This is a genomic window from Dyadobacter luticola, assembly GCF_005860805.1.
GTDB classification, from domain to species: domain Bacteria; phylum Bacteroidota; class Bacteroidia; order Cytophagales; family Spirosomataceae; genus Dyadobacter; species Dyadobacter luticola.
The window spans coordinates 2,079,730-2,098,870 of record NZ_VCEJ01000002.1 but is presented as its reverse complement, the minus strand read 5'-3'; the positions used below and the strand labels follow the sequence as shown (position 1 = coordinate 2,098,870).

18 protein-coding genes and 3 tRNA genes are annotated in these 19,141 nt (G+C 47.4%); 8 read left to right on the top strand and 13 right to left on the bottom strand.

Going from position 1 to position 19,141, the window contains the following annotated elements; genetic code table 11:
- Window positions 1–8: 8 nt before the first annotated feature.
- Window positions 9–725, bottom strand: a complete 717-nt coding sequence (locus FEN17_RS08825; protein WP_138364893.1) for a hypothetical protein — start codon at window positions 723–725, stop codon at window positions 9–11.
- A gap of 39 nt (window positions 726–764) precedes the next feature.
- Window positions 765–1,727, bottom strand: coding sequence for a vWA domain-containing protein (locus FEN17_RS08820; RefSeq protein ID WP_138364892.1), 963 nt, complete (start codon window positions 1,725–1,727; stop codon window positions 765–767).
- A gap of 130 nt (window positions 1,728–1,857) precedes the next feature.
- Here FEN17_RS08820 and FEN17_RS08815 point away from each other — a divergent pair.
- The 5 genes from FEN17_RS08815 to FEN17_RS08795 all read left to right on the top strand — a co-directional run bounded on the left by FEN17_RS08815 (window position 1,858) and on the right by FEN17_RS08795 (window position 3,176).
- Window positions 1,858–1,944, top strand: a tRNA-Ser gene (locus FEN17_RS08815).
- A gap of 49 nt (window positions 1,945–1,993) precedes the next feature.
- Window positions 1,994–2,067 (top strand) — tRNA-Pro (locus FEN17_RS08810).
- 83 nt (window positions 2,068–2,150) lie between these two features.
- Window positions 2,151–2,224: transfer RNA gene (locus FEN17_RS08805), tRNA-Arg, on the top strand.
- Window positions 2,225–2,336: 112 nt separating this feature from the next.
- Window positions 2,337–2,705 (top strand): hypothetical protein, encoded by a 369-nt coding sequence (locus FEN17_RS08800; protein WP_138364891.1) that lies wholly within the window; start codon window positions 2,337–2,339, stop codon window positions 2,703–2,705.
- 102 nt (window positions 2,706–2,807) lie between these two features.
- Window positions 2,808–3,176 (top strand): GNAT family N-acetyltransferase, encoded by a 369-nt coding sequence (locus FEN17_RS08795; protein WP_229208738.1) that lies wholly within the window; start codon window positions 2,808–2,810, stop codon window positions 3,174–3,176.
- A 60-nt stretch (window positions 3,177–3,236) separates the two neighbouring features.
- Here FEN17_RS08795 and FEN17_RS08790 read toward each other — a convergent pair whose 3' ends face one another.
- Window positions 3,237–3,671 carry a hypothetical protein gene (locus FEN17_RS08790; RefSeq protein ID WP_138364889.1) on the bottom strand — a complete coding sequence of 145 codons (435 nt, stop codon included), beginning with the start codon at window positions 3,669–3,671 and terminating at the stop codon, window positions 3,237–3,239.
- 192 nt (window positions 3,672–3,863) lie between these two features.
- The gene (locus FEN17_RS08785; protein ID WP_138364888.1) at window positions 3,864–4,607 is read right to left on the bottom strand and encodes a lysophospholipid acyltransferase family protein; all 744 of its coding nucleotides are present in this window, start codon (window positions 4,605–4,607) and stop codon (window positions 3,864–3,866) included.
- Window positions 4,608–4,787: 180 nt separating this feature from the next.
- On the opposite strand from FEN17_RS08785, the gene FEN17_RS08780 reads away from it, so the two are divergent.
- Entirely contained in the window at window positions 4,788–5,738 is a 951-nt protein-coding gene (locus FEN17_RS08780; RefSeq protein WP_374756668.1) for an acyl-ACP desaturase, read from the top strand.
- Between the two features lie 50 nt (window positions 5,739–5,788).
- On the opposite strand, the gene FEN17_RS08775 is transcribed toward FEN17_RS08780, so the two are convergent.
- Both FEN17_RS08775 and FEN17_RS08770 read right to left on the bottom strand, forming a co-directional pair.
- Window positions 5,789–7,777, bottom strand: a complete 1,989-nt coding sequence (locus FEN17_RS08775) for a T9SS type B sorting domain-containing protein (protein WP_138364886.1) — start codon at window positions 7,775–7,777, stop codon at window positions 5,789–5,791.
- Between the two features lie 160 nt (window positions 7,778–7,937).
- Window positions 7,938–9,389, bottom strand: coding sequence for a S41 family peptidase (locus tag FEN17_RS08770; RefSeq protein WP_138364885.1), 1,452 nt, complete (start codon window positions 9,387–9,389; stop codon window positions 7,938–7,940).
- A gap of 230 nt (window positions 9,390–9,619) precedes the next feature.
- Here FEN17_RS08770 and FEN17_RS08765 point away from each other — a divergent pair, with 230 nt between their 5' ends.
- Both FEN17_RS08765 and FEN17_RS08760 read left to right on the top strand, forming a co-directional pair.
- Window positions 9,620–9,859, top strand: a complete 240-nt coding sequence (locus FEN17_RS08765; RefSeq protein ID WP_138364884.1) for a DUF433 domain-containing protein — start codon at window positions 9,620–9,622, stop codon at window positions 9,857–9,859.
- Entirely contained in the window at window positions 9,843–10,166 is a 324-nt protein-coding gene (locus FEN17_RS08760) for a DUF5615 family PIN-like protein (RefSeq protein WP_138364883.1), read from the top strand. Before FEN17_RS08765 ends, FEN17_RS08760 begins: the two co-directional genes overlap by 17 nt.
- Here the strand turns inward: FEN17_RS08760 and iolE are convergent.
- From iolE to iolC, 7 genes are all read right to left on the bottom strand, one after another.
- On the bottom strand, window positions 10,163–11,065 hold the full coding sequence (gene iolE, locus FEN17_RS08755; RefSeq protein ID WP_138364882.1) for a myo-inosose-2 dehydratase: 903 nt from the start codon (window positions 11,063–11,065) through the stop codon (window positions 10,163–10,165). The two genes, FEN17_RS08760 and iolE, sit on opposite strands and share 4 nt — an antisense overlap.
- A complete protein-coding gene (iolD, locus tag FEN17_RS08750; protein ID WP_138364881.1) occupies window positions 11,062–12,927 on the bottom strand; it encodes a 3D-(3,5/4)-trihydroxycyclohexane-1,2-dione acylhydrolase (decyclizing) in 1,866 nt (621 codons plus the stop codon). The genes iolE and iolD overlap by 4 nt, the downstream gene beginning before the upstream one ends.
- The gene (locus FEN17_RS08745) at window positions 12,924–13,874 is read right to left on the bottom strand and encodes a class II fructose-bisphosphate aldolase (RefSeq protein ID WP_138364880.1); all 951 of its coding nucleotides are present in this window, start codon (window positions 13,872–13,874) and stop codon (window positions 12,924–12,926) included. Before FEN17_RS08745 ends, iolD begins: the two co-directional genes overlap by 4 nt.
- Before the next feature lie 7 nt (window positions 13,875–13,881).
- Window positions 13,882–15,495, bottom strand: a complete 1,614-nt coding sequence (locus FEN17_RS08740) for a sodium/sugar symporter (RefSeq protein ID WP_138364879.1) — start codon at window positions 15,493–15,495, stop codon at window positions 13,882–13,884.
- A 38-nt stretch (window positions 15,496–15,533) separates the two neighbouring features.
- A complete protein-coding gene (iolG, locus tag FEN17_RS08735) occupies window positions 15,534–16,562 on the bottom strand; it encodes an inositol 2-dehydrogenase (RefSeq protein ID WP_138364878.1) in 1,029 nt (342 codons plus the stop codon).
- A 33-nt stretch (window positions 16,563–16,595) separates the two neighbouring features.
- Window positions 16,596–18,062 carry a CoA-acylating methylmalonate-semialdehyde dehydrogenase gene (locus FEN17_RS08730; protein ID WP_138364877.1) on the bottom strand — a complete coding sequence of 489 codons (1,467 nt, stop codon included), beginning with the start codon at window positions 18,060–18,062 and terminating at the stop codon, window positions 16,596–16,598.
- A 70-nt stretch (window positions 18,063–18,132) separates the two neighbouring features.
- Window positions 18,133–19,140, bottom strand: a complete 1,008-nt coding sequence (gene iolC, locus FEN17_RS08725; protein ID WP_138364876.1) for a 5-dehydro-2-deoxygluconokinase — start codon at window positions 19,138–19,140, stop codon at window positions 18,133–18,135.
- Window position 19,141 lies beyond the last annotated feature (1 nt).

The following is a 19,141-nucleotide window of genomic DNA, read 5'->3' as shown; positions in this document are numbered from 1 at the left end:
AGTAAAAATTACCATTCGATTTCGTCCTTCTGGCGGGTCATTTTATTGTACTGCTTTCTGCGGAGCTGGTAAATATATTGCGATTCGTTCGATTTCATAGCATCCAGGATCGCCCGCGCCTGATCTTCCGACATGTTCATCGCTTTCAGGCTTTTCAACAATTCTTCTTTTTTAATGTCGTCGGCCACGTCCCGGCCCTCCGGTTGTGGCTGTTGCTGTGATTGCTGATTTTGAGTAATTGCCTGCTGCTCAGATTTTTCTTTTCTCGATTGAATGTCAGACGGCTGCTCCTGACCCGAAAAAGCTTTTTTCAGGATAATGTAATTCGTCCGCGCCAGCGTATTGCCTGGCTCACGTTTCAAAGCGGTTTTCAGGTTAGTTAATGCGCCCGCAGTATCTTTTTGGGCAACTTTAATGAGCGCGATCTGGCAGTTTGCGATGGAAGCGATGGCGCTGTTTTCAATGTCGCTGAGCAGCTCATAATGTACCAGCGCCTGTTTTTTATTTCCAAGATTGTAGAAAGAATGCGCCAGGTTCAGCCGTGCCGCCGGGTCCGAGAAAATGGAGCCATAAGTGATCTGGTTATATAGCTCAGCCGATCGCGCAAATTCCTTGCTTGTGTAAGCTTGTTCGGCCTGCAACTTCCGCTCGTTGGCTTTTGTAATGGAATCGAAGGTGCGGTTATCCCAAAGCCAGAGCAGGACATAAAGAATAAGTGCGGTCATATCGATCCGTTTTTGAGACGCAAAAATAGGAATTGATCGTCAGAGACGAAACGTTCCGATGGTAATTAAAACGTCCAGAAGTATCAAAATGAAAGCAGCGCCAAGGAAATAATAATATTTGTTACTGACCACGGTGATGGTCCGCGAATCTACCAATGTACCCTGCGCCTGATTGATGTCGCTGATCAGCTGGTGAACATCATTTTTGCTGTTATTCAGCTCATAATAAGTGCCTCGGGATGCACCAGCAACCGTTTTTAAAAAACCTTCATCCAGTTTACTGATCACCAGTTTATCATTATTATCTACCAGCGGCTTGCCGTTTTCCTGAATGCTGATACCGATTTTGGTACCCACGGCAACGGTATAAACACCCACCCCAAAGCGCCTTAGATTGTTATAAAGCGCATTATTACAAGTGTTTGCATTTTCTCCGTCGGTAAAAAGTACCATTAATTTGGCCCGTCCCGTCGGGTCCGCGTGATTCATCAGCTTGTCGTAAGCCAGCTCGATGGCCCCGCAAATATTGGTGCCGCTGGTGGGGAGCAAATCCGTTTGCAAAGACTGGATAAAGAGTTCAAGCGCAGCATTATCATAGGTAAGCGGCACATGAATGAATGCATCATTCGAAAAAATAATGATCCCGATCCGGTTCGATTTTTCTTCCTGGATAAACCGATTTAGCTCAAACTTCACTTTTTCCAGCCGCGAAGGTGTAACATCCGCCGCGTCCATGGATTTGGAAAGATCCACTACCACGAAAATATCTTTGCCTTTTGCTTGAATGTCGCGCTCCGCCTCACCAAAAGATGGGCCGAGCAGACTGATGATGAGTAGCGAGAAAGTAATGGTCCTTAAAAAAAGCTTGATGATAAGCGTCCGCGCGGTGGTTTGAAGCTGCCTGGCGATGCGGACGGTGCGTATGATGTAGGTGGTATAGACAAAAATGAAAGCGAAAATGAAAAAATATTCTGTACTGCCAAATGGATAATTCCAGTTCATAATGAACGTCTTGGGTAATTAAAACTTTTCCAAAAATAGGCAATCGCGGCTTCTGATAAAGTTTTTTTTGCCCGAATGTTTGTTTTTCTGAAATGCAACCGGCTATATTTGCAACCCAGAACGGAAAGAAGGAGGGATGGGTGAGTGGCTGAAACCAGTAGTTTGCTAAACTGCCGTACTCGCAAGGGTACCGCGGGTTCGAATCCCGCTTCCTCTACACCTTATCTGGAAGTTTGAATAAATGCTCCGAAAGAGCAATAATACCTCGGGGAGTGGCGCAGCCCGGTAGCGCATCTGGTTTGGGACCAGAGGGTCGCAGGTTCGAATCCTGTCTCCCCGACGAAAAGGTTTAGGCAGTTAGGCCGTAGCAGATTAAACTGTGAACCGCTAACTGCCTAATTTTTTGAATTAGTAATTAGTATCGGTCCGGTAGCTCAGCTGGATAGAGCAACTGCCTTCTAAGCAGTAGGTCATGTGTTCGAATCACATCCGGATCACAATTAAGCACTTAGCATCCAGCTGAGTGCTTTTTTTGTGCCGAAATTTCCAACGCTCCGCCGCAAAATCCTGTCCATCCAAAAAAATCTCACATTCCTACCCAAGGCGTTCATGAAAACCTCGCTACCTATTTTCCTTTTGCTATTAATGCTCTTTTCCTGCAAAGACAAGTCCGTTTCTGCTGTTGAAATCTGTGGCGTTCGGGATCCGGTCAGAAATTTGAAATGGCTGAGTGATAAGGTGGAGGAGACGAAGAAAAATAAAGAGGATGAATTTATGGAAATTGTGGCGGTGAAGGTCAAGGGCGAGACGATCATCAATTACCACATGATGTATATGTCCTGCATCGGCTGCTACGGGTTTCACTGCGATGGGACGCCGCTGGATATGACCACACTCAGCCAGGCAGAATTGCAGGAATACCAGAAAAATATTTGGGAGGAATCCGGCAAGAAGATCGTGCTGTGGCCGGAGAAATAATGCTATTTTTAGCGCATGACAAACCATGAGCTACTAAACATCCGAGAAGCTACTCCCGCCGATCGAGAAACTATCTATCAAATGATTTGCGGGCTTGAAAATATGATACTGGACCGTGCAGGATTTGATTTCGCATTTGACAGAAATATTCAGAGTGCCAACATCACTTACTTTATCGCCTTTTTAAACGATCACCCTGTTGGCCTGGTAAGCTGTCATATTCAACCTCTGCTGCATCACGCGGCGCTGGTTTCGGAGATCCAGGAGATGTATGTGGAGCCGGAATACCGATCGCACAAAATTGGGAAAGCATTGATGGAGCGGGTCACGACATTTGCCAAAGAACAAGGCGCGATCCAGATGGAGGTTACCTCCCGGCAAAGCCGCGAAAAAGCGCATCAGTTTTACCAGCGGGAAGGTTTCGAAAAGTCGCATGTGAAGCTGGTCCGCTATTTCACAAATGAACATTAAAAAAAGCGCCGGGTCAAAAACCCGGCGCTTTCCATATTACCCTAAACCTTCAACTGCCATTTAATATCTGTGTCTGCGGTCGCGCGCCCAGTTATCGCCTCTGCGGCTGCTAAGTCTTTGCGTATCAGCCATCAACCGTTCCAGATTTTCGCGGAGAAAGCGTGCTTCCCGGTGTGAAATCCGGCCGTGGCGACTGTATTTGTATTCCTGCGCTTCAATTCTTTCGTACTGGGCCATCAATGCATTGGCTTCCCGGGAGCTGAGCGTGCCGCGCTGGATTCCGTCTGCAATTTGTTGACGAGCCTGTCTCTGCAAATAGTTAATGTCACTTCCGGGATTGCCGCGGTAGCCACCTTGCTCGTAGCGGCCGTCGCCACGGCCATCGTTGTAACGGCCATCGTTGTAGCGACCGTCACCGCGGCCGGGACCATATTGTGCAGATGCTGATGTGAAACCCAATGCTAAAATCGCGGCGGCAAAAAGTATCTTTTTCATGGTTAACAGATTTAAGTTTCTCATTTTTTTGAAATTCGAAGGTTAGAGGGTGGCGGACAGATTAGGTTTAAACACCCATTGTTAACGATTGTTAAGCCAATTAAAATAGAAAAGCTGCCTTGGACACGCCCAGGCAGCTTTTTGATAATCAGGTTGTTAGGTCTGATAAATTTTTTTATAAACAATTTTAAACTAAGAAATCGGCGAAGCAATCACTTGCCGAATTTCCTCCTGCGCTTCCGCCAGTACCTCTTCCACTTTTCTTCCCGCAGGTTCAATACCTGGCAAAATCGTGAATGTCAGTTTTGAAAAAGATTTGAGCGGGAAGACACCTTTCGGGTTCATGGCGCCGGTACCGTCGATGGCCACGGGGACGATCAGCGCATCCGGGGCACGCTTTAATAATGTAGCTACGCCGCCGGTAACAAAGGGTTTCATGATACCGCTGGCCGTGCGCGTACCTTCGGGGAAAATGATGGCAGAGGCTTTTTCGTCATGTATGAGCTTTCCCAGCCGCGCAATTTCCGTAATCGCCTGCTTGCCGTCTTTCCGGTCAATGATCGCGGCACCACTTTTGCGTAGGTTGTAGGAAATGCTTGGAATGCCTTTTGCGAGTTCCACTTTGGAAACAAACCTGGGTCGGTATTTTCTCAAAAACCAGTAAACCGGTGAAATATCGAAAGAACTTTGGTGGTTGGCGACGAAAATGATGGGGCGGTTGACAGGAATTTCATAGCGTTTGCGGAGCGTAATGCTGGCACCTGTGAAGTAAAGTCCGTAAGCGAGCAGGAAGTTGAGCACATTCACCACCGACCGCTGCGCTTCTTTTCCGAAAACATTGTAAGCGATCACCTGAGCAACATGAAAGATCAAAAGTGTGAATCCAAAATGAATCAGGTAGATACAGCTTAAAAGGTAATCGAGGAGTTTTTTCATGCTCATTTTTTCTGCAAAAGTAGCTCAAAACTCATTTGTTTTATTCTTATTTGCAAGATTCGAAATGATAATTATCATGTAAAACTTACATAGAATTACCGTTATTTGTAAAATAGTATTTGGTGTTTTTTAAACAAAATAACAATGGAACCTGCACTTGCAGCAACGCGGCTTGAAGTCATGAGGCATATAGGTAAAGACCTCGATGGCCTGATAGCTGAGTATCTGAAACCCATCGATGAGAACTGGCAGCCTGCTGATTTTTTGCCGGATGCCCGTCGGGAAAATTTTGCGGGAGAAGTCAAATTATTGCAGGAAAGCTGCCGCGATCTGCCTTATGATTACATGGCCGTTTTGATCGGCGATACAATTACGGAGGAAGCTTTGCCCACTTATGAATCGTGGCTGGTGGATGTGATCGGGGTGAATCAGGTAGACGAGCCGGAATCGGGCTGGGTAAAGTGGGTGCGTGCCTGGACCGCCGAAGAAAACCGTCACGGTGATCTTTTGAACAAATATTTATACCTCTCAGGCCGCGTAAATATGCGGGCGATGGAGGTTTCGACGCAATATCTCATCGCGGATGGTTTTGACATCGGCACCGACCGCGACCCGTACCGCAACTTTATTTATACGTCTTTTCAGGAGTTGGCAACGAATGTTTCGCACCGCCGCACCGCCACATTGGCCAAGAAGTTCGGAAACCCGCATTTGTCTAAAATCTGCGGTGTTATCGCTTCTGACGAAATGCGCCACGCCAAAGCCTACAAAGCGTTTGTGACAAGAATTTTGGAAATCGATCCTTCGGAGCTGATGATCGCGCTGGAAGATATGATGCGGAAAAAGATTGTGATGCCAGCACATTTTATGCGGGAAACCGGCTTGAAAATGGGCGACACTTTTTCACATTTCTCCGATGCGGCCCAGCGTCTTGGCGTTTATACTACCATTGATTACATTGAAATCCTTGACTCGCTTTTGTTGGAGTGGGAGATAGGTTCGGTGAAAGATTTGAATGAACAGGCAGAGAAAGCAAGAGACTATCTCATGGCATTGCCAACCAGGTTGCGCCGCATCGCCGACCGCACAAAAGTCCCTGAACTACAATATGAATTCAGCTGGATCAGCTAATGATTTGATATTTTGAAATTGATTGAAAACGTCCTCCCGAGGACGTTTTTTTATTTAAGCAGCAGCACAGAGCCTTTCCGTCGTATAACCTGACCTTTGACAGAAGTACCTTCAATTTCCCATACGTAAGTCCCGGAAATCGCATTACCTCCCTTGAACTGACCGTTCCAGCCACTATTCAGCTGATCCGTAAAAAACACCACTTCACCCCAGCGATTGAAAATCTTGAAAAAGCGGATGGACTCAATGCCGCGAATGATCGGCAGCAACGTCTCGTTCTGACCGTCGCCATTTGGCGTGAAAGCTGTGGGCATTGTAATGTTCTCAGTGTGTTTGATGGTGAGACTCACGAATCCGGTGCCGGTACAGCCTTTTTCCGTTGTGACAAGCACATTGTAAGTCTGATCTTCCTGCAAAATTGCGATCGGACTGGCGCTGGACGGATTATTAAGCCCGGTAGGAGGTAGCCAGGAGAAAAGCGATTCTGATAAATTGGTTATCTGGGGAGAAGATGCCGCCAGCTGAAACGGAAGATTATATTCCACGACCGCATTTGGCGTAACTTTTACCTCGACTTTTGGCAGCACCGTCACATTTACGGTATCTGTTTGAGAACAAAAACCTTTTGCCGCAGTAACAATATACTGCGTCGTGACAGCGGGGGTAGCTACCGGATCTCTGGCAGTAGGATTATCCAGTCCCGCGGCTGGCACCCAGGAAAAAGTTTGCGCGTTGGTCGTCGTGAGAAGTTGGACTGCACCCGCGTCGCAAATCGTTGTATCCGGGATAGTTTGAACTGCAATGTCGCTGGTAAACTGCACATTCACCGTTTTAGCAATCGTGCAATTATTTTCATCTTTTATAAAAACACGGTAAGTAGCCGGCGGGACTTTAAACACATTGTTTGTCTGATAGTTAACCGAATCCAGCGAGTACTGGTACGGCGGCAAACCCAGGCTGCCAGTTAAGGTGAGGGTACCATCATTGCCAGTATCGCAGCTTCCCTCGATAACGGAGGTAGTGAGCTCCAAGCTGCTGACAATCGCCGTTTTCCGGTTGTACAGCGGGTTTCCGCATACATCATTTGTGACCGTCAGCGCCACATTCTTATTCCCGCCAGTATCCCAGCTAATGACATAAGGCCCCATACCTGAGCCGGAAATCACGCGCGCGCCATCCCAGTCCCACTTAAAAGAATAACCCGTGCCCGGTGTTGGAATAATGCCGGTGTATTGAATAGTAATGTTTTTCGGGAAACCGCAGCTGGGATTCGGGGAAATGGAAAAATCCGCGTAAGCATTGATGTTGGCAATGAAACAAATGTCGGTAAAGGACTTATCGACGTCGGATTTCCCGGAATACTTATTATTAAATGCGAGATAAGCAAAGTTAGCTGCACCCGATTCGCAGGTTACAGATTGGTCATCCCTGAAAATATAAATCGGAACACCCGCTTTGCCCACATACCGCCCGTCGGCATCATTATAGGACGCAAAAAGCATGTTGTCCACATACACATCCAGCATGCCGGTGGCACCATTTCGGGTGAATGTCAGCAGGTAATAAGTGGATTTATTAAAAAAGGGACAAGCTCCTGCGATTCCGTAAGGATAAAAATCAATGCAGCGGTCGGTAGAGCCATTTTTATCTTTAAAATAAATTCCCTGATCCGAAACACCATTTGAAAAATCGATGATCCGCGCCCAGGTTTTACCCCAGTCCGTCACCTTGATATACATCTGGATGGTGTAAGTTTCCGTGATCGCGCCTTCGGTGTTGGGATACATCAAACCCCAGTTCAGATTATTGTGATAAACCGTCCGCTGAACGCCGCATGGCAGCACATCCTGGACAAAACTCCCCGGCTCGGTCCCGGCATCGCAAGATCCTAGTGCCTTGAAGGGTTCCAGATTATTTCCGCATTCGGGCTGCGCAACCGCGAGATTGTCGTAAAAACGATAGGTATGACTGATCTGACTGAAAGAGACAGGCAAAAAAGAGGCAAGCAGAAGAAGTGTGAGTAAAACTTTTAATTTCATAAAACAGCCACAGCCAGTCCAGATAAGCGAGAAACGGAAATTAAAATTACGTCAAATAAGGCAAATTCGATGATCAGTACCCATTTTTTTGCTCGTGGTAGAAACAATGAAAGAGACCCGTGCGGCGGGCCTCTTTCGGAAAAACGGATAACAGAAAGTTTTATTGATTCAGCGGCTTCAATGCTGTCGTCTTGATCATCAGGTTTCTGCGGACTTGCAAGTTATCCCGGAGCTGATTTTTAAATGTTTCCACCGTTTTCGAAGCGGCTACTCTTCCACTGATCGGGGCGGGAATGCCCATCACGTCCAATGCTTTTCTGAGTAAAGTTTCGTTTTCATCTCCAAAAGGCTTGTACGGGACCGTAGCGTCTTCCACAATGTAATCCGGCGTCATCCCGGCAACCGTACCGTAGTTGGATTCCCCGTTTGCATTGGCAGTTTGGCCCAGCATCATATACACCCCCCACTTCCACCGATCCTGGTCATCGCTGATCAGTGATCCGAAAAGATTTTTCCCGGCAGTATGCTCACCGATGGTAATCACACTCATATAAGGTTTCAAACCATTGATTACCAGCTCACTCGCGGAGGCGGTGCCGTTTGAAGTCAACACAAACACCCGGCTTAGGCTACCACCAATGTTATTTGCTTCATTCAAAAAATTGTAAGTCAGTGCATTTGCACCCTGCGTTTTTTGCCAGTAAGCAATGTATTTATCATTCCACTGCTCGGTGTAAAATGTTTTGGTGCTCGAAACATTCTTGCCGATAAGCGAAGCAAGCGTCTCTGCAGAACTGATATATCCGCCCGGATTGAAGCGCAGATCGAGTACCAGCTCATTGATGCCGGCACTTTTGAAAGTGGCGAAAACCTGACGCAATTCATTGTCGTATTTGGATTCGTCGGCATCCGTGCCCGGCACAAATTGGGTGTAAACCAGGTAGCCGATCTTCTTTCCCTGTGCCGATTTTGTAATAATACTGGAAAACAAAACCGGGTCTTCGCTTACTTCTGCTTTTGTAATTGAGACCGTATTGCTTGTGGCTGAGATCGTTGTGCCGCTCAGTTCGCCCAATGTGAGTGTGACCGTTTCGCTTCCGCCCAGTAATGTGGCATAGTTGTCGGCGGTTAGCTGAGTACCATTGACTTTCACGATAATGTCACCACGTTTTAGTCCAGCAGTTTCGGCCGGACTGCCTTTCACAACGTAGTTAAGAAAGATCCCGATATTGGACTTGCCGCTGTCGATAAAAGACAGCGAGTAGCTGATACCGAAGACTTTACTGACACCATTAAATTCATTTTGCAGGGCATCAATATTGTCGGTCACTGCCGAAAAGCGGTCAACCGTTTCGCGTTTATAAACCAGTTTTTCGAAATAATCAAAAGGGCTGACCGTCGCATCCAGACTGGCCTCGGCAGGCATGTCCTTGTACCAAAAATAGGCGTCGTTCATGATTTCGTAAATCCAGCTGTTGACGGCTTTATAATTTGTCGCAGTAGTAGAATCGGCAGTTTCAACGGTGGGAGCAACTTCCTTATCCTTGCAACTCACCACCAACGCCGCAGACAGCAGGACAAACAGAAAACGTAGCTTTTTAAAATGTAACATAAATAGTCGGTTGATTAGAATTCAGGTAAACGGCTACCTCATATATGTCAGGTTTTTTGTTTTAGATGATCTTTAACGAATTCAATTGATATTACGTGTGCTGCGAAATTTCTGTGGCGTGAGAATTGGGAAAAATTTAATGGGTGTTATAAGGGATTTGCCGATTTAAAAAATTTAGATTTTTGTCTAAATTTTATGTTACTTATTCAACATTCTAACGTCAAAGAAGTATGATGATCAATGAGATTATAACAATCGACCAGGAGATACTCGATGGGCAGCCCGTTTTTACCGGAACACGCGTGCCGATAGCATCTCTTTTTGATCATCTCGAAGCCGGAGTATCTATTGACGAGTTTTTGGATGATTTTCCAACTGTTTCCAGGGAACAGGCAATAGCGTTACTTGAAGCTGCGAGTAAATTGCTATCATCCAAAAATGTAAAGCAGCTATATGAAGCTTTTGCTTGACGAAAATTTACCTAAGAGACTTAAGGGAGACTTTCCGGATCATGAAGTGTACACTGTCCGGGATATGGGCTGGAATGGAAAGAAAGATGCGGAATTGCTTAAAATATTAAAAGAGCATGGATTTCACGCTCTTTTAACATTCGATAAAAATATCAGATACCAGCAGAATTTCAGGAAAGCAGACATTACCGTCTTTATTCTTTGTGCTGAAAATAACACTTATAAAGAATTGACAAGATTGTCAATGACTGTTAATAATTATCTAAAAAAACCAAACCTCCGCGTTGGGCCGGTTATCATTAACTAAATCCCCGTCAACCCCCTGAAAAATTTCCTGGCAATCAGCGCATACTCAAATGGATTGGCCTTCGCAGGGTCTTGTTCGGCTTCGAGGACGATCCAGCCGTGGTAGTCGCTTTCTTTGATGATCGCGAAAAGGGATGGAAAATCGATACAGCCTTCCGGGTCGCCGGGGACGGTGAAAACGCCGTTTTTGACTGCTGTTAAAAAGCTAAACCTTTCGTCGTGAACTCTTTGCAGCACATTTGGCCGGACATCTTTTAAATGTATATGCGCCGTCCTGCCGATGTATTTGTTCAATGCAGCTACCGGATCTTCGCCCGCAAAGTGAAAATGTCCGCAATCGTAATTCAAAAACACATTTTCCGGCTCGGTCTCATTTAAAAGGCGATCTGTCTCTTCCATGGTTTGAATGCAGGTACCCATGTGGTGGTGGAAAGCCAGCTTCATGCCCCGGTCGCGCGCGATTTTTCCCAGCTCATTGAGCCCGAAAGTAAAGCTGTCCCAGTCATCTTTGGAATTCAGCATGCCTTTTCCTTCAAAAACCGGCACATTCATTTGGCCCTGACAACTATTTCCCGTCTCACCGCCGCCGATCACTTTCGCGCCCATGATTTCCAGAAAGTCCAGCAGCTCCGTGAAATTTTTCCGGTTTTCGGCAAAAGTTTTGCTGGTCAGTTCGTAACTGTTCCACTGGTTACAGATTTGTAAACCTCTCAACTCCAATGCTTTCTTCAAAACATTGGTGTCCCGTGAAAACTTATTACCCACTTCGCAGCCGGTAAATCCGGCCAGCGCCATCTCGCTGATACATTGCTCAAAAGTATTCTCCCCGCCGAGCTCGGGCATATCATCATTCGTCCAGTTTATCGGCGCGACGCCGAGGCGGATGTTTTCGAAGTTCATAAAAATATCTTTTGCGTTTTCTTATTCTCAACATAAGTCTGGTATGCCTGCTGCACTTTTTCGGAAGTCGAAACTTGGGCAATCGGCACTTCCCACCAGGCGTGATAGCCTTTTACCGTGCGGTAGAGGCTTGTTTCAATGTAGATAACCGTCAGGCGATCATTGGTTTTCGACTGGGCCAGTGCATTTTCCAGAGATTCTCGATCCGTGGCTTTAATGACGATCGCGCCCAGACTTTCCGCGTTTTTGGCCAGATCAACCGGCAGAAATGTGCCGGAAAGTTGTCCCGAAATTTCATCCCGGTATTTGTACATCGTACCAAAGCGCTCACTTCCAATGCTTTCTGAAAGCCCGCCGATGCTGGCGTAACCATTGTTGTTCAAAAGCAGGATCGTGAATTTCACGCCTTCCTGTATCGCCGTGACAATTTCATTGTTGTTCATCAAATACCCGCCGTCGCCACAGATCACATAAATTTCGCGGCTTGGGTCCGCCATTTTTGCGCCTAGTCCTGCGGCAATTTCGTAACCCATGCAGGAGTAGCCGTATTCGAGGTGAAAGTTCTTTGGGTCAGTAGCGCGCCATAACTTATGCAAATCACCCGGCGCACTGCCTGACGCATTGATCATCACATCGCGATCGTCCATAAAACTGTTCAATGTTCCAATCACAACTGCCTGATCGATAGGAGGGACAGTACTGTTTCCTTCGGCGTAAATTTGCGTTACCTCGTCATCCCAGGCCTTGTTAATATCTGCGATTCTTTGCCGGTAATCCGCATCTACTTCAAAATTTCCCAGCAAATCCGAAAGTTCTTCCAATGTTACTTTTGCATCGCCGATCACCGGTAATGCTGCATGTTTGAAAGCGTCGAACTCGCTGATATTGATGTTGATAAATGTGACATCCGGATTTTGGAAAATCGATTTAGAAGCAGTCGTAAAATCGCTGTAACGCGTCCCGATTCCGATCACCACATCCGCCTCATTCGCAATATCTATGGCATATTTCGTTCCGGTCGCACCAAGACCGCCGATGCTGTAAGGCTGGTCATATCTTACAGCTCCTTTTCCCGCAAATGTTTCGCCGACCGGTATGCCCGTTTTAGTGGCAAAATCATGTAGTACCTCGCAAGCATCACTATAAATCGCGCCGCCACCAGCTACAATTACTGGTTTTTTGGCTGATTTGATCAATTCAGCGGCTTTTTTCAATGTTGGCAAATCAGGCCGCGGCCTGCCGACATGCCACACGCGTTTTTTGAATAATTCTTCCGGATAATCATAAGCGTGGGTCTGCACATCCTGCGGCATGGATAACGTTACCGCACCCATTTCAGCTTGTGAAGTCAGCACGCGCATTACTTCCGGAAGTGAATAAATCAGCTGCTCGGGACGATTGATTCGGTCCCAATATTTAGAAACCGGCTTAAAGCAATCATTGACTGAAATGTCTTGTGTTACAGCACTTTCGAGTTGTTGCAAAACGGGATTAGGCTCGCGGGTTGCAAAAATATCTCCGGGCAAAAGCAACACCGGAAGCCGGTTAATGGTAGCCAGCGCGGCGCCCGTAATCATATTCGTAGCCCCGGGACCGATCGAAGTCGTGCAAACAAATGCCGCAAGCCGGTTTTTCACCTTCGCATAAGCCACCGCAGTATGCACCATCGACTGCTCATTCCGGCATTGATAGTAGCGAAAATCCGGGTTTTCCTGCAAAGCCTGACCTAGCCCTGCCACATTCCCGTGACCAAAAATCCCGAAGCATCCGGCAAAATACGGCTGCTCAACCCCGTCTCTTTCAATGTATTGGTTCTTTAAAAACTGAATAGTAGCCTGCGCTACAGTTAACCTTCTGGTCATGATTGTATCAGATTAAATTCCTGGGCTTTGCCGGTGCAACCAAATAGGTCGAACTTTTTAAGCATAAATTTTTTGTATTCTTCCATAAAAATCTTCCCCGGTGTGGTCGGCGCGAATTCATCAGGTTTATCCCTGAAAAACTCCCGATTGACCATCGTCCAGAGCAGCCGCGTGTCCGTCGCAATGTTGATCTTGCAGATTCCCAGCGGGATAGCCTTCCTGATTTCATCTTCCTGGACTCCCTTAGCATCGGTTTTTAACTTTCCGCCCGCCGCATTAATTCTTTCCACTACCTCAGGAATCACATTGGAACCACCATGCAAAACCAGCGGAAAACCAGGCAATCTTTCTTGTATTTCGGCAAGAATGTGAAATTGCAATCCCTGTCCGCCCGAAAACTTGTAAGCCCCGTGACTGGTACCTACCGCAATCGCCAAACTATCACAATCCGTCGCTTTGACAAAATCTTCTACCTGCTGTGGGTTGGTATAAAATGAATGTGCTGCATCGACAGTCAAATCGTCTTCAACACCGGCCAAAATGCCCAGTTCAGCTTCTACGCTGATTTTTTTTTCATGCGCCCGCCGCACAACCTCCTGTGTTCTTTCTACATTTTTATCAAAAGGATCATGGGACGCATCGATCATCACAGAAGTATAGCCGTCTTTTTCTATCGCATCAAAAATGTGCGATTCGTAGCCGTGGTCCATGTGGATGGCGAATGTTACATTTGGATAAATCCGCGACGCTGCGCCGATCATGGAAAGCAGCATATCCGCATTGGCGTAATCTCTTGCGAAAGGCGTGGTCTGCACGATAAAAGGCGCGTCGGCTTCCTGGGCCGCAGCGAAAAGTCCGTGGATTTCTTCCATGAAAAACACATTCACCGCCGGAATCGCATACCGGCCGTAGCATTGCTGGAAGAGTTGTTTGGTTGTGAGAAGCATTTTTATTTTACCAAAACACAGTGTAAAGTGCAGCAATCACCCCGCAAATCAGAATGGATCCGATGACAAAACTTTGACCCGGACGGAACATGGAAGCATTGATTTCCAGACCTTTCGGATTGTTTCTGCTTTTCGGATCAGCCAATGTCATGACTACAATCACGGCGCAAAGAATCAGGAAAATGATACCCATCCGGTCCAGAAATGGAATTTCAGGAGCGAGGAATTTTCCGGCCGTCGAAAGTGGAATAGTAAGCAAGGCAGCCGCCAGAGCCGCGGCGGAAGTAGTTCGTTTCCAGAACATTCCCAGAATAAAAATCGCAAATACACCCGGGGTAATGAAGCTGCTATACTCCTGAATAAATTGGTACGCCTGATCCAAAACGCGCAGCTGCGGCGCGATGATCACGCCGATGGCCATCGCTACATAAATAGTAATCCGCCCGATCCTTACCAGCTGTTTTTCAGAGGCTTGGGGTGCAATGTATTGCTTGTAAATGTCTAATGTAAAAATCGTCGAGATACTGTTGGCTTTTCCGGCCAGCGAGGCTACAATCGCGGCTGTTAATGCTGCGAAGGCCATTCCTTTCAAACCGGCAGGGAGCAAATTGAGCAATACCGGATAAGCATGGTCAGGCTTCACGACGCCCGCTGCATCCAACATTTCTTTTTGGAACATACCATTTTGGTACAAAACAAAAGCGGCGATGCCGGGAATCACTACAATGATGGGAATGAGGAGTTTAAGCAAAGCCGCAAACAAAATTCCTTTGCGGGCAGTAGGCAGATCAGCACCCAGACTGCGCTGGATAATGTATTGATTACAGCCAAAATACGCCAGGTTATTGATCCACATCGCACCGATAATCACTGACAGGCCAGGCAAATCTTTGTAAAACGGACTTTCCTTCGGCAGAATCATGTGAAAATGCGAATCGGCCTGCTCGCGGAGTAGCGCCAATGCATTGAAAATGCCAGGCTTAGCAAAATGTGTCGATACCAGATCCAGCGCAAGGTAAGTGGTGACCAAACCGCCCGCTACAAGCACAATCACCTGAACCACATCGGTATAACCAATCACTTTCATCCCGCCGATTGTGATAACCACCGCAAAGATTCCTAACCCGATGATCGCATAGTTGAAGTTGATACCCGCTGTAACTTCCAGCGCTAGTGCGCCGAGGTAAAGAATAGACGTCAGGTTTACAAAAACATACAGTAGCAGCCAGAAAACGGCCATAATTGTCGCCACAGTCGGACTATACCTTTCGCGGAGAAACTGCGGCATGGTGTAAATCCGGTTTTTGAGATAAACCGGCAGGATAAAAAGCGCCACTACGATCAGCGAAGCCGCCGCCATCCACTCATAGGAAGATATGGCAAGCCCGATCGCGAAACCGGAGCCTGACATACCTATAAAATGTTCTGCTGAAATGTTGGAAGCAATGATAGAAGCGCCTATCGCCCAGAATGTTAGTGACCCTTCGGCGAGAAAATAGTCCGTCGAGCTGATCTCGCGGGTATTTTTCTTTTTATAAATCCAATACCCATAAGCCGAAACACCTATCAGGTAAATAAAAAAAACGATATAATCCAGTGACTGCAGACCAGTATTTGACATTCGAATGAAGGGTTAGGAAAATGAATGTTCAAAAAACGCTAAACCGCCGCATACTGCAAAACTTCCTCCATTTTCACGCTACGTCCCTCAGTCAAAGATTTCATTGCTGCGATGCCGATGGCGGTTGCCATTAATCCGTCGTGGGCGTCGACTGGCGACGGGGTATCGTTTTTGACGCAATCGATGAAGGATTTGAGGCAGACGCGGTAGGCGGTTTCGTATCTTTCCAGGAAGAAATGCAGCGGTAATGCGCTGTGGCCGCCCTGGTTGTCGTAATGCTGTAATGTGTCGGCCACATTGTTCTCAGCCTTCGCCATGCCTTTTGAACCAAAAATTTCGAGACGCTGATCATAACCGTACACGGCCTTGCGACTATTGTCGATCACGCCGATCGCGCCATTTTCGAATGTCAGGACAATTACTGCGGTATCAATGTCACCGAATTCCTTGATTTCCGGATGGATCAGTGCATCGCCTTTTACAAAAACTTCCTTCACCTCGCTGCCGACGATGAAGCGCGCCATATCAAAATCGTGAATCGACATATCCAGGAAAATGCCACCCGAAATTTTCAGGTATTCCACCGGCGGAGGTGCCGGGTCGCGGCTGGTGATGCGCAGAATGTGCGGATCGCCGATTTTATCTGCTTTTACTATGTTGCGGACATTGGCGAAATTGTTGTCAAATCGCCGGTTGAAACCCACCATCAGTTTCACGCCGTTTTCGCTTACAGCTTTTTCGGCAGCCTGGATTGCGTCCAATGTCACATCCAGCGGTTTTTCACAGAAAATATGCTTCTTCTGATTTGCCGCGGCGACGGTGTATGGCACGTGAAACGGGGTCGGCGAGCAAATGATCACGGCTTCCACATCGGGATGGTTAATCACGTCGTAGGCATCGGTAGTCACATTGGCAACGCCCAGATTTTGCGCAAAAGCATGCGAGGCTGGCGATAAATCCGAAGCGATAATCACTTCTGCGTCAGGCATGTGGTGCACCAGATTGCTCAAATGGATTTGCCCGATCCGGCCGAGACCGATCACGCCGGTCTTTAATTTCTTGGTCATTTTATCTTAAAATTTTGAAGACTATCAGTTACGTTAAAACTTGCGGTGCCACTCTTTCAGCCAGCGCTCGATCACGACTTTGGTTTGGGTAAAAAACTCGATGGCGTGTTTTCCCTGACCGTGCAGATCGCCGTAGAAGCTTTCTTTCCAGCCTGAAAAAGGGAATTGCGCTACCGGAGCAGCCACGCCAATGTTGATACCAATGTTACCGGCTTCCGCTTCGTGGCGGAACTTCCTGGCATTCAAGCCGCTGCTGGTGAAAATGCAGGCCATGTTTCCGTATTTGCCAGAGTTAATGTAGCGGATCGCCTCGTCGATGGTATTGATATGTACCAAGCTCAATACGGGTCCGAAAATCTCCGTCGAAGCCAGTTCGCCGTCCAGCGGAATATCTTCGATAATGGTCGGTTCGATGAAGTTTCCGCTTTCAAAACCTTCCACTTTGGCATTCCTACCATCCACCAAAAGTCTTCCGCCTTCATTTAAACCTTTGTCAATCAAGGTCTGGACGCGGTTTTTGCTTTCGGCGGTGATCACCGGTCCCATTAGAACATCGCTATCCAGGCCAAAGCCGGTTTTGCGATTTTTTGCCGATTCAACCAGGCTTTCCGTAATGTCTTTATGTTCCCCAACCGTAATGATGGTGGAAGCCGCGAGACAACGCTGGCCGGCGCAACCATACACACTGTCGATCACAATTTGCGAGGTCATTTCAATGTCGGCATCGGGCAAAACGATCACCGGATTTTTCGCACCCCCTTGAGCCTGAACACGTTTACCATTTGCAGCGCCTTTGGAATACACATATCGCGCCACATTGGAAGAACCCACAAAGCTGATCCCTTTGATGACCGGGTGTTCCAGGATTGAATCCACTACTTCCCGCGCGCCTTGGACCAGGTTTAAAACGCCTTTCGGCAAGTCGAGCTGCTCCATCAAACCGACGATCTTGGTCATCGTAAGTGGCACTTTTTCAGACGGTTTAATAATGTAAGAGTTGCCGCAAGCCAGCGCATAAGGCAAAAACCAGAAGGTAATCATGCCAGGAAAGTTGAAAGGCGCAATGCAGGCGCAAGGTCCCAGCGGCTGGCGGATCATGTACTCGTCGATACCCTTTGCGATATCTTCCGAAAATTCGCCCTGGATCAATGTCGGCGTACCACAGGCATTTTCAACATTCTCGATCGCCCGTACCATTTCGGCTTTGGCTTCGATGAATGTCTTGCCGGATTCCAGCACGATCGTCCGCGCAATGTCATCCGTATTTTGTTCCAGCAGGGTTTTCAGTTTAAATAAATACTGAACCCTTTTTGAAACCGGCGTACTTCTCCATTCTCTGAAACCTTCTGCCGCCGCCGCTGCTGCATCCGCCACATCCTGGTGATTTCCATAAGGTACCTGCGCCAGAACTTCTTGGTTTGCAGGGTTTAACACATTCTCAAAATGATCGGAGTGACTGTCCACCCACTGACCATTGATATAGTTTCTTAGTTTTTCCATTTTAAATTTTAGCTTACTTCTATATGGTCCCCGCCTTGAAAGGCGGGGCAAATGAATTCCTTTTTTCTGGTTATAGGCCGCCGAAGCTCTCTGTGAAATCCATTACCTCTTCATAAGTTGGCATGAAATTGGCGCAGCCTTCTCTGGTGACGATGATCGCGCCGCAGGCATTGCCCATCCGCACGCATTTGTACAAATCCCACTCATTTAATAAGCCGTACGAAAAGCCCGCGCAAAATGCGTCCCCGGCTCCCAAAACATTCAAAACCTCCACTGGAAAGCCAGGAACCTTGATTTCCTCCTTGCCGGGCTGGAAAATGGACGCACCATCTTTCCCGCGCTTCACCACCAATGTTTCCACGCCGGAAGCCAGGATCTCCTGGATCGCATTCTCAATGTTGCCGCGGATTTCGGGGGCTGAAATTTGCTGGTGTTTAATCAGAAGCTGCTCTTTATCAGTCAGAAACGTCGCCAGGATTTCTTCCTCGGTACCCACCACGATGTTGAAGCTGCTCAGTGCGGCGCGAATGGTAATCCCAAATGCTCTTGGGTCAAACCACTGATCAGCACGAAAGTCAATGTCGAGCAGGCGGGTAACATTGTTTTTCTTAGCCAGCTCCAAAGCATAAAACATCGCAGTCCGGCTCGGATCTTTGCTGAATGCCGTTCCTGAAAATGCTGCTGCTTTGAAATCCTGGAAAGGAATCGCGGAAACATGGTCCATGTTCAGGTTGATGTCGGCGCAATTTTCACGGTAATAAACCAGCGGAAAACGGTCAGGAGGCTCGATGCCGAGCACAACTGCCGAGCTTCTGGTGCCTTCAATCGTCGGTACCCACTCAGTGATGATGCCTTCCTGATCGAGGAAATGTTTAATAAAATTTCCCACCTGATCATTGCCGATTCCAGTCAGGATCGCGGTTTCCAGACCAAGTCTGCGGCTGCCGGTCGCAATATTCAGCGGGCATCCACCGACGAAAGCATTAAAGGCCTCGATCTTTTCAAACGGGCTGCCCACGTTGGCGGAGTACAGGTCGATGGACGAGCGGCCGAGGGTCAGTAAGTCGTATTTTTTCATA